General features: G+C 70.8%; 11 protein-coding genes. 10 read left to right on the top strand and 1 reads right to left on the bottom strand.

Translation table 11 applies throughout. The features are described from left to right. The first annotated feature begins 265 nt into the window (after positions 1–265). Positions 266–1,567 carry a sensor histidine kinase gene (locus KVT44_RS28935; RefSeq protein ID WP_217569770.1) on the top strand — a complete coding sequence of 434 codons (1,302 nt, stop codon included), beginning with the start codon at positions 266–268 and terminating at the stop codon, positions 1,565–1,567. Here KVT44_RS28935 and KVT44_RS28940 read toward each other — a convergent pair. Continuing rightward, entirely contained in the window at positions 1,530–1,985 is a 456-nt protein-coding gene (locus KVT44_RS28940; protein WP_054236932.1) for an ATP-binding protein, read from the bottom strand. The two genes, KVT44_RS28935 and KVT44_RS28940, sit on opposite strands and share 38 nt — an antisense overlap. Before the next feature lie 234 nt (positions 1,986–2,219). Between KVT44_RS28940 and KVT44_RS28945 the strand changes: the two genes are divergently transcribed. The 9 genes from KVT44_RS28945 to KVT44_RS28985 all read left to right on the top strand — a co-directional run bounded on the left by KVT44_RS28945 (position 2,220) and on the right by KVT44_RS28985 (position 12,368). Beyond that, positions 2,220–3,041 (top strand): hypothetical protein, encoded by an 822-nt coding sequence (locus KVT44_RS28945; RefSeq protein WP_217569772.1) that lies wholly within the window; start codon positions 2,220–2,222, stop codon positions 3,039–3,041. Positions 3,042–3,224: 183 nt separating this feature from the next. Continuing rightward, positions 3,225–3,962 (top strand): YcnI family protein, encoded by a 738-nt coding sequence (locus KVT44_RS28950; protein ID WP_217569775.1) that lies wholly within the window; start codon positions 3,225–3,227, stop codon positions 3,960–3,962. A gap of 106 nt (positions 3,963–4,068) precedes the next feature. Then, positions 4,069–4,722 carry an SCO family protein gene (locus tag KVT44_RS28955; protein WP_217569777.1) on the top strand — a complete coding sequence of 218 codons (654 nt, stop codon included), beginning with the start codon at positions 4,069–4,071 and terminating at the stop codon, positions 4,720–4,722. Then, positions 4,719–5,201, top strand: coding sequence for a copper chaperone PCu(A)C (locus KVT44_RS28960; protein WP_217569779.1), 483 nt, complete (start codon positions 4,719–4,721; stop codon positions 5,199–5,201). The genes KVT44_RS28955 and KVT44_RS28960 overlap by 4 nt, the downstream gene beginning before the upstream one ends. A 25-nt stretch (positions 5,202–5,226) precedes the next feature. Next, positions 5,227–7,287 (top strand): copper resistance protein CopC, encoded by a 2,061-nt coding sequence (locus KVT44_RS28965; RefSeq protein WP_308314143.1) that lies wholly within the window; start codon positions 5,227–5,229, stop codon positions 7,285–7,287. A gap of 8 nt (positions 7,288–7,295) precedes the next feature. After that, entirely contained in the window at positions 7,296–8,594 is a 1,299-nt protein-coding gene (efeB, locus tag KVT44_RS28970) for an iron uptake transporter deferrochelatase/peroxidase subunit (protein WP_217569781.1), read from the top strand. A 34-nt stretch (positions 8,595–8,628) separates the two neighbouring features. After that, positions 8,629–9,564, top strand: coding sequence for a prephenate dehydratase (gene pheA / locus KVT44_RS28975; protein WP_217569783.1), 936 nt, complete (start codon positions 8,629–8,631; stop codon positions 9,562–9,564). A gap of 678 nt (positions 9,565–10,242) precedes the next feature. Beyond that, the gene (serS, locus tag KVT44_RS28980) at positions 10,243–11,520 is read left to right on the top strand and encodes a serine--tRNA ligase (protein ID WP_099921754.1); all 1,278 of its coding nucleotides are present in this window, start codon (positions 10,243–10,245) and stop codon (positions 11,518–11,520) included. Beyond that, positions 11,517–12,368, top strand: a complete 852-nt coding sequence (locus KVT44_RS28985) for an HAD family hydrolase (RefSeq protein WP_217569785.1) — start codon at positions 11,517–11,519, stop codon at positions 12,366–12,368. The genes serS and KVT44_RS28985 overlap by 4 nt, the downstream gene beginning before the upstream one ends. The last annotated feature ends 57 nt before the right edge of the window (positions 12,369–12,425 follow it).

Raw genomic sequence — 12,425 nt, forward strand, 5'->3', positions numbered from 1 at the left:
TGACCCCGGCGCCGACGACGCCGCCTCCGGGCCACGGGACACCCCGGCCTTCCCATGCCCTCGCCCTCGCCCTCGCAGCACCGCACCACTCGCAGCACCCCACCGCTCGCTGCCCCGAACACAGACCTTGGCGCCCCGGCGCCCCCGGCGCACGACGACCCGGCCGCACGGGAACCGGCCCGCGTCTGACCGTCCCCGTCTGCCGGAGGGCTGCCCGTGCCGAACACGGGCGGCCCTCGCCCCGTACCCCCGACAGGAACCGGTGATGATCGCCAACTGGCAGCGACACGTACGAAGCAGTCCCCGCGCCCAGGACACGACAACGGCCCTGCTGCTGTTCGCCGTCTCCTTCCCCGGCAGCCTGTACGTCGCCACCGGCTCCCCCGAGCCGGCCGCCCCGTGGTGGACGGCCGCCCTCCTGTCCTGTGCCTCCTGCACCGCCCTGCTCTTCCACCGCGACCACCCGCGCGCCGCACTGACCCTGACCACCGCCGCCGCCGTGACCTCGGCCGCGCAGGGCCGGCTGCTCACCGTGCTGTCGCTGGGACCGCTCATGGTGGCGCTCTACTCGTTCGCCCTCCGCACCGAGCACAACGCCCTGCGCAGGAGCTACGTCTTCGGTGTCGCCGCGCTCCTGATGACCACGGAGGTCATCGCCGGACCCGCCGACCGCCCGTTGGACCTCAAGACGGTCGGCCCCGCCGCCTGGGTGCTGATGCCGACGGCTCTGGGCAGCGCGGTCCGGCTCCGGCGCGCCTACCTCGACGCCGTCCGGGCCCGCGCCGAGCACGCCGAGCGCACCCGCGAGGAGGAGGCCCGGCGCCGGGTCGCCGAGGAGCGGCTGCGCATCGCCCGCGAGCTGCACGACGTCACCGCCCAGCACCTCGCCCTGGCCAACGCCCAGGCCGGCACCCTCGCGCACCTTCTGCGCGGTCAGCCCGACCAGGTCCACAAGATCCTCGCCGACCTCGCCACCACCACCTCCGCGGCGCTGCGCGAACTCAAGGCCACCGTCGGCCTGCTGCGGCACGAGGGCACTGAGGACAGGCACGAGGACACCGAGGGCGCATCCTCGCCGACCGCTCCCGGACTCGCCCGCCTGGCCGGCCTGACCGCCTCCTTCCGGTCCGCCGGTCTCGACGTCACCGTCAGCACCGAGGGGGAACCCCGGCAGCTCACCCCGGCGGCGGATCTCACCGCGTTCCGGATCGTGCAGGAAGCGCTCACCAACGTCACCAAACACGCGGCCGCCAAGACCGCCCGGGTCCGGCTCGCCTACTCCCACGACCGGTTGACCCTCACGGTCGCCGACGACGGAGGCACCCTCCGATCCGCCCCGCCCACACCGCCGGTCCCGGGCGGCGGCTTCGGTCTCGTCGGCATGCGCGAACGCGCCCAGTCCGTGGGCGGCCGCCTCCGGGCCGGGCCCCGGCCCGGAGGCGGCTTCGAGGTCAGCGCCGAACTCCCGCTGGGCGAGGCCGCCTTGACGATCCGCGAGACCGCCTTGGCGATCCGCTCCTGCCCGGGCGCTAAACCGCCATCAGCGGCGCGTCCTTCTTCCACTTGAGGATCTTGTCGAAACTGACCACCGCGCCGCCCCGCCCCGGCTCGTTGCCGATCTGGACGTGATCGGCGAGTTCCCGGATCAGGCAGAGCCCCCGGCCGTGCTCCGCGTCGCCGCGGACCGGGCGGAGCGCGGGACGCGCACGGCCCGGGGCGAAGCCCGGGCCGGAGTCGGAGACCTCGATGCGGCACTTCTCGCCGTCGAGGTAGGCGGTGACCCGATAGGCCTCGGACGCCGTACCGGGAGCGGCGTCGCCGCCGTGCTCCACGGCGTTGGCGCAGGCCTCGGTGAGGGCCACGGAGAGGTCGTACGAGACGTCCGGATCGACACCCGCCGTCTCCATCGTGCCGAGCAGCAGACGTCTGGCGAGCGGAACGCTCGCAGCCTCACGCCGCAAATGGAGTGACCACCAGATGCTCATGCTCCAGCCTCCCGGCCGCGGCTCGACATACCGTTACGTATTGCCGCAAGCACCTGTGCGCAATCGCCTGCATGACGTGATGCCGCCCATATGGCGGATGCGCACGCGACAACGATCGGTGTATGTGCGGGTGGTTCGGCCCGGATCGTGATCTTCCGGACCACGGTTCGCGGACCGTCATCTTGCGGACCTGCCGTAGGAAGCGGGTGGGTCGAGTGCGATGATGAGCCCGCCATGACTGCCCCCCACCAGCGCAGGGCGCGCTCCGGACACGAGCTCCGGATTCTGCGGGCCGCGGTGTTCGCCGCGGTCTGTGTCGTGCTGGCCGCGGCCGGTCATGGGCTCGCCTCCTGCGCCACCGTTCCGCTGTGGACGCTCGGCGCCGGATTCCTCGCGGTCTTCGCCGTCGCCGCCGCGCTCGCGGGACGGGAGCGTTCGCTGCCGGGCATCGCCGCGCTGCTCGCGGGCGGTCAGACCGCCCTGCACACGCTCTTCGGGCTCGCCGGGACCGCTACGGCGGGCTCGGGCTCCATGTCGATGGCCGACACCTCACTCGTGGAACGTGCCGCACGCCTCGTGTGCGGCACGACCGCGGCGGCGATCAGCCCGGCTCAGGCCATGAAGATCCTCGCCGACGCACGGCTCGACACGGGCACGACCCCGTCCATGTCCATGCCCATGCCCCACTCCTCGGACGCGATGTCGGCCGCCACGGGGTACTCGATGTCCGTGTGGCCGTCCCTGCCGATGCTGCTCGGCCACGTCCTCGCGGCCGTCGCCGCCGGCTGGGTGCTGCGCCACGGTGATCTGGCGCTGCTGCGGCTGATGCGGCTGTCCGCGCACGGAGTCGCGGAAGGGGCGCTCGTACGGTCCCTGCGCGGGGCGCTCGCGCTCGTACGCGCCCTGCGGGCCGGACTGCCGGGTACGCCCGACGCGACACCGCGCGCCCGGCGCACCGCGCTTCTGACGCCGCCCAAGCCCCGTACCGCCGAGCTCCAGCACAGCGTCGTCCGCCGTGGACCGCCCCACTCCACCGCTCTCGTCCTCGCCGCCTGACACGACGCGCCACTCCGCGGACCGATCCGAAGGATCCGTCCGGACCGATCCGAAGGATCCGAAGGGGATGCCGTCGTGCGGCACGCGCGCGTGCACGCGAAAACACCCCCAGGGGCCCATCGCACCTTTCGCACGCGCACCCCCTTCTCTTCTCATCGGACTGAAAGTGGAGTGCTCTCTTCCATGAAGGCTTCCCGTATCGCCGCCGCCGGTGCCGTCGCCGCCTCGGCCGTCCTCGCCGTCTCCGCCCCCGCCTTCGCGCACGTCAGCGTGCAGCCGGAGGGCGAGGCCGCCAAGGGCGGTTACGCCGTCGTCGACTTCAAGGTCCCCAACGAGCGCGACGACGCCTCGACCAACAAGGTCGAGGTGAACTTCCCGACCGACCACCCGCTCGCCTCCGTCATGCCGCAGCCCCTCGACGGCTGGTCCGTGAAGGTCACCAAGACCAAGCTGGCCAAGCCGCTCACGATGCACGGCGAGAAGATCTCCGAGGCGGTCAGCAAGGTCACCTGGACCGCCACCGGCAAGGGCATCGAGCCGGGCTTCTTCCAGAAGTTCCCGCTCTCCGTCGGCGCGCTCCCCGAGGACACCGACGAACTCGTCTTCAAGGCGATCCAGACGTACGACAACAAGGAGGTCGTGCGCTGGATCGAGCCGCAGCAGGAGGGCCAGGAGGAGCCCGAGAACCCGGCTCCGGTGCTCACACTCTCCGAAGCGTCCGCGGACGGCCACCACAGGTCCTCCGGCACCGCCAAGGATGCCTCCGACACCTCCACGGCGGCCCCCGCCTCGTCCACCTCCGCCTCCTCCGCGGACAGCAGTGACACCACCGCGCGCGTCCTCGGTGTCGTCGGCATCGTCGTCGGCGCGGCGGGCGTGGCGTACGGCGTTCTGGCCGGCCGTCGGCGCACCGAGGCCTGAGGCCCATCGCACCCCTCCTTTGTGCACCGGTAGGTCGTACGCCCTCGTCAAAGAGGTCGTACGACCCCGGTGCACACCGGAGCCCTCACATCTGGGACATTTTTCTATGCGCAAGAAGACGTATGCCGCGGCCGCCCTGTTCGCCGCCGCCGCACTGACCCTTTCCGCCTGCGGCAGCGGCGACGACAGCAACAAGCCGATCGCCGACGTGTCCGCCGAGGCCGGCACGGGCAAGGCCGCCACGGTCCTCGACAAGGCGTTCGAGAAGCCCGACCTCGTCCTCACCGACACGAACGGCAAGAAGTACGACTTCCGGGCCGAGACCAAGGGCGTCCCGACGCTGATCTACTTCGGCTACACCCACTGCCCCGACGTCTGCCCGACGACGATGAGCAACCTCGCCGTCGCCAAGAAGCAGTTGCCCAGGGCCGAACAGGACAAGCTCAAGGTCGTGTTCGTCACCACCGACCCGGCCCGCGACACCCCCGCCGCGCTCGGCAAGTGGCTCAAGGGGATCGACCCCGCCTTCGTCGGCCTCACCGGCGACTTCCCCACCATCCAGGCGGGCGCCCGCACCCTGGGCATCTCCATCGAGCCGACGGCGAAGGACAAGAACGGCAAGCTCGTCTCCGTGCACGGCACCCAGGTCATCGCGTTCTCGCCGAAGACCGACGGGGGCTATGTGATCTACGGCGAGGACGCCACCGTCGACGACTACACCAAGGACCTCCCCAAGCTCATCAAGGGAGAGAATCCGTGAGCCGACCCGGAGCCCCTTCGAGGCGTCTCGCGGGATGCGTGGCGCTGACGGCCACGGCGCTGGCGCTGGCGGGCTGCGGCTCCGACAACTCCCCCTCGAACGCGGGCAAGCCCGAACTGAAGATCACCGGCGCCTACATGCCCGCCCCCGTCATGGACACCATGGCGGCCGGCTTCTTCACCGTCACCAACTCCGGCGGCGCCGACACCCTGACCTCCGTCACCAGCGACCTCGCCCCCGACGTCACGCTGCACTCCACCAAGGGCGGCGCGATGGAGGAACAGAAGTCGTTCGCCGTGCCCGCCGACGGGTCACTCGACTTCGCGAGCGGCGGCAACCACCTCATGTTCGAAAAGCTCACCCACAAGCCCCTGGAGGGCGAGAAGGTGTCGGTGACGCTGCACTTCACCAAGGCGGGCGCGGTGAAGGTCTCCATGCCGGTGAAGTCCGCGACGTACAACCCCAAGACCGGACACTGAGGGAGGGATCACCGTGACACAGGCCATCGCTCCCCGTGCGGCTGCCACCACCACTGGAGGGGTCGCTTTTCGGGTACGGGCACTGCTGTTGCTGCTCCTCGCCGTGATCGGCGCGGTCCTGGCCGGCGCGGCGCCCGCCTCCGCGCACGCCGCGCTGACCGGCAGCGACCCCCAGCAGGGAGCGGTGGTCGGCCGGGCACCCACCCAGGTCTCGCTGACGTTCTCCGAGAAGGTCGCGATGTCCGACAACTCGGTGCGCGTGCTCGACCCCAAGGGCAAGCGCGTCGACACCGGCAAGGCGACCGACCTGGGCGGCACCACCTACGGCGTGAAGCTCCACTCGGGGCTGCCCGACGGCACGTTCACCGTCACCTACCAGGTGGTGTCGGCGGACAGCCATCCCGTCTCGGGCGCCTTCACCTTCTCCATCGGCGCACCCTCGCAGACCTCCGTCGCGCTCTCCGACCCGGCCGTGGGCGGCGGAGTCGTCGGCGCGCTCTACGGCGTCGGGCGGTATGTCTCGTACGCCGGATTCATCCTTCTGGTGGGTGGCGCGGCCTTCGTACTGGCCTGCTGGCAGCGCGGCGCCGGGGTCCGTCCGGTGCAACGGCTCGTGGTCTCCGGGTGGCTCGCGCTGACCGGCGCCACCCTCGCGCTGCTGCTCCTGCGCGGTTCCTACGTCGGCTCCGGCAAGGTCGGCGACATCTTCGACCTGACGCTGCTCGGGCAGGTGCTGCAGACCAAGGCGGGCGCGGCACTGGTCTCACGGCTGCTGCTGCTCGCCGCGGGCGCGCTGTTCATCGCGGTGCTCTTCGGGGCGTACGCGCGGCGGGACGAGGCCGACGTGACCGACGCGTCCGGCAGGAGTGACGCGTCCGACAAGGGTGACGGGTCCGACAAGGGCCGTGTCGATGTCGATGCCGAGAAGAGGGACCTCACCTTCGGGCTCGCGATCGGCGGCGCCGTCGTCGCGGCGGGTTTGGCGGCGAGCTGGGCGATGGCCGAGCACGCCTCCACCGGTATCCAGGCGGGCCTCGCGATGCCCGTCGACGTGCTGCACCTGCTGGCGGTCGCCGTCTGGCTGGGCGGCCTGTCGGCGCTGCTCGTGGCACTGTTCCGGGCGCCCGCCGAGACACAGATCGACGCGGTGGCCGTACGGCGCTTCTCTCGCCTCGCGTTCGGCAGCGTGACCGTGCTGGCCACGACCGGGATCTACCAGTCCTGGCGCCAGGTCGGCTCCTGGTCGGCGCTGACCGGAACGTGGTACGGGCAGTTGCTGCTCATCAAGATCGGCCTGGTGGCGGTCCTCGTCGGCATCGCGTGGATCTCGCGGCGCTGGACGGCGCAGCTGTCCGAGGCGCCGCAGGCGAAGGCCCTGGCGACGGCTCGCGCCGAACTGCGGACGAAGCAGCCGACGAAGGTGCCCGCGAATTCCAGGGACTCCAGCTCTGGGGGCTCGGATTCCAGGGACATGGATTCCAGGGACTCCAACTCCAGGGACTCGAAGTCCGGAGACTCCCGGCGCGCCGCTCAACTCGCCCGGCAGCAGGCCGCCGTGGACACCACGCGTCAAAAGCGCCTCCGCGACGCCGACCCGGCCCGGGCCGGCCTGCGCCGCTCGGTGCTCGCCGAGGCCGGCGTCGCCGTCGTCCTGCTGGCCGTGACCACCGTGCTGACGTCCACCGAGCCGGGGCGCACGGAGGAAGCGGCCCAGCAGGCCACCTCGTCCTCCTCGCAGCGGTCCGGGCCGCTCTCCCTGAAGCTCCCGTTCGACACCGGCGGCCAGGACGGCAAGGGCACCGCAGAGGTCACCCTCGACCCGGCCCGCGTCGGCGGCAACGAGATGCACGTCTTCGTGGAACGACCGAACGGCAAGGCCTTCGACGTCCCCGAGGTGAAGGTCGCCTTCACCCTGGAGGCCAAGAAGATCGGGCCGCTGCCCGTGACCCCCGACCGCATCGCCACCGGCCACTGGTCGGCGATCGGGGTGCAGATCCCCATGGCGGGCGACTGGGAGATCGCGGTGACCGTGCGCACCTCCGACATCGACCAGACGACCGTCACCAAGAACGCGAAGATCGGCTGAACCTCACCATGGCTGACCAGCCCACTCCGGAAGCCACCACGGAAAAGACCCCTCCAGGAGAGGCCGTTTCCCAGAAGCCCTCTTCTGGCGGGGTCTTTTCCCGGCGCCGGCTGCTCGGCACCGCCGGTGCCACCGGTCTCGCCCTGGGCGCGGCCGGAGGTGCCGCCGGGTACGCGGCAGCGCCCGCCGCCGACAAGGCCGCGCCCCTGACCTCGCTCGGCGCGGACACGGTGATGTTTCACGGGAAACATCAGCCCGGCATCACCACCGCGCTCCAGGCCCGTGGCCACCTCGTCGCATTCGACCTGGCCGCGGGCGCGGGCCGCAAGGAGGCCGCCGCCCTGCTGCGCCGCTGGTCGACGACGGCCCAGCGGCTCATGGCGGGCGAGGCTGCCGCGCAGGACGACACGGACGTCGCCCGTGACGCCGGACCGTCGTCCCTGACGGTCACCTTCGGCTTCGGAAACAGCTTCTTCGCCCGGACGGGTCTGGAGAAGCAGCGCCCGGTCGCCCTCGACCCACTGCCCGACTTCTCCTCCGACCACCTCGACAAGACGCGCAGCAACGGCGACCTGTGGGTGCAGATCGGCGCCGACGACGCCCTGGTCGCCTTCCACGCCCTGCGCACGCTCCAGAAGGACGCGGGCAGCGCGGCCCGGGTGCGCTGGCAGATGAACGGCTTCAACCGCTCGCCCGGCGCCACGGCCCAGCCGATGACGGCCCGCAACCTGATGGGCCAGATCGACGGCACCCGCAATCCGAAGCCGTCCGAGTCCGACTTCGACCGGCGCATCTTCGTGCCGGCCGCCGGCGAACCGGCCTGGATGGCGAACGGCTCCTACGCCGTCGTACGCCGGATCCGGATGCTCCTCGACGACTGGGAGAAGCTGTCGGTCAAGGCCCAGGAGGACGTCGTAGGGCGGAGGAAATCCACCGGGGCGCCGCTGACCGGTGGCACCGAGACGACCGCGATGAACCTCGACAAGACCGACGCCGACGGCAACCTGGTCGTCCCCCTCAACGCGCACGCCCGGATCACCCGGCCCGACCAGAACGGCGGCGCCGCGATGCTGCGCCGCCCGTTCTCCTTCCACGACGGCTTCGACACGGACGGGGTGCCCGACGCGGGCCTGCTCTTCGTCTGCTGGCAGGCGGATCCGCTGCGCGGCTTCGTCCCGGTGCAGCGCAAGCTGGACCGCGGCGACGCCCTGTCGACCTTCATCCGCCACGAGGCGAGCGGGCTGTTCGCGGTGCCGGGCGGGGCGGCGGAGGGGGAGTACGTGGGGCAGCGGCTGCTGGAAGGGTGATCCGTGCGGGACGGGCCCCATTAGGGTGACGGGTATGTCGGCGACGCGCTACACCTATCTCGGCCCCGAGGGAACGTTCACCGAGGCCGCCCTCCGCACGCTCCCGGAAGCCGCGACACGGGAGCTGGTGCCCATGGTGTCCGTGCCGGCCGCGCTCGACGCGGTGCGCGCGAGCGAGGCCGCGGGCGCCCTCGTCCCGATCGAGAACTCGGTCGAGGGCGGTGTCACCGCCACCCTCGACGAACTCGCCAAGGGCGAGCCGCTGATGATCTACCGCGAGGTCGTCCTGCCGATCGCCTTCGCCCTGCTGGTCAGGCCCGGCACGGCCCTGAAGGACATCAAGACGGTCACCGGCCACCCGGTCGCCCAGCCGCAGGTACGCAACTGGCTCGGCACCCACCTGCCGAACACCGTGTGGGAGTCGGCGGCCTCGAACGCGGACGGTGCCCGGCTGGTCCAGGAGGGCCGGTACGACGCGGCCTTCGCGGGCGAGTTCGCGGCGGCGACCTACGGGCTCGAGCCGCTGGTCACCGAGATCCACGACGCGGCGAACGCCGAGACCCGCTTCGTGCTGGTCGGCCGTCCGGCCCGGCCCGCGGCCCCGACCGGCGCCGACAAGACGTCCGTGGTCATCTGGCTCGGCGACGACCACCCGGGTGCGCTGCTCGAACTGCTCCAGGAGTTCGCCGTGCGCGGCGTCAACCTGATGCGGATCGAATCACGGCCGACCGGCCAGGGCATCGGCAACTACTGCTTCTCCGTGGACGCCGAGGGCCACATCACCGACCGCCGTGTGGGCGAGGCGCTGATGGGCCTCAAGCGCATCAGCCCCCAGGTGCGCTTCCTCGGGTCCTATCCGCGGGCCGGGGTCGCCCTGGAGGACGTACGGGCGCTGCGGCCCGGGACGTCGGACAGTGCGTTCTCGGCGGCGTCGGACTGGCTGGCGCGCTGCCAGGACGGACGGTTCTAGGCCGGTTCCAGGCCAGAGCCGGATCCAGGCCCGTTCCAGGCCGGCTCCAGGCCCGTTCGGGTTCCCGCGTCGGCGGCTCGTCGGCGCGGGCTTTTCCATCGCCCTTCTCCGCATTCCACCAGTCCTACCTGCCGATTTTCGTCATCCACAGATGTTATCCACAGGTGTGCTTCTCGACCTGGGGACAAGTCGACAAGGAAGCACTACATCGTCGACAAATCGGCCTACAGGGCCCAAGTTCGTCCACAGCCCCGCACGTCACTCCTCGTCCACTCTTTTCCCTTGATCAATCCTTTGGAGCGAAGCATTTCCACTCGAACGTGGGTGTACGGATGGTTTGACCCGGGAATTCTTCGCCCCACATGCGGCTTTCGGAACGATCACCTCCGAAGTCCACAGATCTTCCGCACAGCCTGTGGATAACTCTGCGGGGGTGTGGATCCCTGTGGACAACCCCTTCTCAAGTACCGCTCTCCACAAGCGAATCCAGTCAACCCCCTGATTGCCGTCTGCCCCGTTTCAGGGAGTACCGTCCCTTTTATTGACGCGGACCGGCACTCATGGGCGATCATTGGCGATCAAGGAATATCGATACGGCATTTCACTCATAACGTCACAGAAGTGACGGAGCGGAATATCGAGTCGATGGCCGGAAGCGCGCACCGGTAGCCTTGAGGGGTGATTGACCTTCGCCTGCTCCGTGAGGACCCCGACCGTGTTCGCGCCTCCCAGCGCGCCCGTGGAGAGGACGTCGCCCTCGTCGACTCCCTCCTCTCCGCCGACGAGCGGCGCAGGTCGTCCGGCGTCCGCTTCGACGAGCTCCGATCCGAGCAGAAGTCGCTCGGAAAGCTGATCCCCAAGGCGTCCGGCGACGAGAAGGCCGAGCTGCTGAAGAAGGCCGGGGAGCTCGCCGCCGCCGTCAAGACCGCCGACGCCGAACAGCACGAGGCGGACGAGGAGACCAAGCGTCTGCTCCTCCAGCTCGGCAACCTGATCCACCCGGACGTCCCGGTCGGCGGCGAGGAGGACTTCGTCGTCCTGGAGACGCACGGCACGATCCGCGACTTCGGCGCCGAGGGCTTCGAGCCCAAGGACCACCTGGAGCTCGGCGAGGCGCTCGGCGCCATCGACGTCGAGCGGGGCGCCAAGGTCTCCGGCTCGCGCTTCTACTACCTGACGGGTGTCGGCGCGCTCCTGGAGCTCGCCCTCGTCAACGCGGCGATCGCGCAGGCCACCGAGGCCGGCTTCACCCCGATGCTGACCCCGGCCCTGGTCCGCCCGCGCGCCATGGAGGGCACCGGCTTCCTCGGCCAGGCCGCGGAGAACGTGTACCACCTGGAGAAGGACGACTACTACCTGGTCGGCACCTCCGAGGTCCCCCTCGCGGCCTACCACATGGACGAGATCCTCGACGCCGACCAGCTGCCGCTGCGCTACGCCGGCTTCTCGCCGTGCTTCCGCCGCGAGGCCGGCACCTACGGCAAGGACACCCGCGGCATCTTCCGTGTGCACCAGTTCGACAAGGTCGAGATGTTCTCGTACGTCGACCCCGCGGACGCGGAGAACGAGCACAAGCGGCTCCTGGACTGGGAGAAGCAGTGGCTGACCGGCCTCGAGCTGCCCTTCCAGGTCATCGACGTGGCCTCGGGCGACCTCGGTGCCTCCGCGTCCCGCAAGTTCGACTGCGAGGCGTGGATCCCGACCCAGGGCAAGTACCGCGAGCTGACCTCGGCCTCGAACTGTGACGGCTTCCAGGCCCGCCGCCTGTCCGTGCGCATGCGCGACGGCAAGAAGGTCCAGCCGCTCGCCACGCTGAACGGCACGCTGTGCGCCGTCCCGCGCACGATCGTGGCGATCCTGGAGAACCACCAGCTGGCCGACGGCTCCGTGCGGGTGCCGGAGGTGCTGCGTCCGTACCTGGGCGGCCGTGAGGTTCTGGAGCCGATCTCCAAGTGACCGCCGCCGCCGGGGCGACCGATCCGGTCGGATCCACGGGTCCGACCGGATCGTTCCCCTACAAGCTCGTCGCGACCGATCTCGACGGCACGCTGCTGCGTTCCGACGAGACGGTCTCGGAGCGCACGCGTGAGGCACTCGCCGCGGTGACCGCGGCGGGCGCCGCGCACATCGTCGTCACCGGGCGCGCGGTGCCCTGGACCCGGCACATCCTCGACGACCTCGGCTACGAGGGTCTCGCGGTGTGCGGCCAGGGCGCGCAGGTGTACGACGCGGGGGAGCACCGGCTGCTCACCTCGGTGACGCTGGACCGGCAGCTGGCCGGACTCGCGCTCGCCAAGATCGAGGCGGAGGTCGGCCCGCTGCTGCTGGCCGCGAGCCGCGACGGGCTCGACGGCGAGGTGCTGGTCGGCCCCGGCTACCGCAGGCAGGACGGCTCGCTCCCGGTCGTCCCGATCAGGGACGCGACGGACCTCTGGTCGGCCCCTCTGAACAAGGTGTACGTGCAGCACCCCACGCTCTCCGACGACGAACTGGCCGCGGTGGCCGCCAAGGTCGCGGGCGGCCTGGTCGGCGTCACCATGGCGGGCGCGGGGATAGTGGAGATCCTCCCCCTCGGCCTCTCCAAGGCCACGGGGCTGTCCCTCGCCGCCCGTCGGCTCGGTGTGAAGGCCGCGGACACGATCGCCTTCGGTGACATGCCCAACGACATCCCGATGTTCGCCTGGGCGGCTCACAGCGTGGCCATGGCGAACGCCCACGACGAGCTCAAGGCTGTCGCGGACGAGGTGACGTCCTCGAACGAGGAGGACGGCATCGCGGTGGTGCTGGAGCGGTTGCTGGGTTAGCGGGTCAGGACACGGCCTGCGGCGCCGTATGCCCTGTCAGGCAAGCCAATCCTGCCG

It is taken from the genome of Streptomyces sp. GbtcB7 (assembly GCF_019091445.1).
GTDB classification, from domain to species: Bacteria; Actinomycetota; Actinomycetes; order Streptomycetales; family Streptomycetaceae; genus Streptomyces; species Streptomyces mirabilis.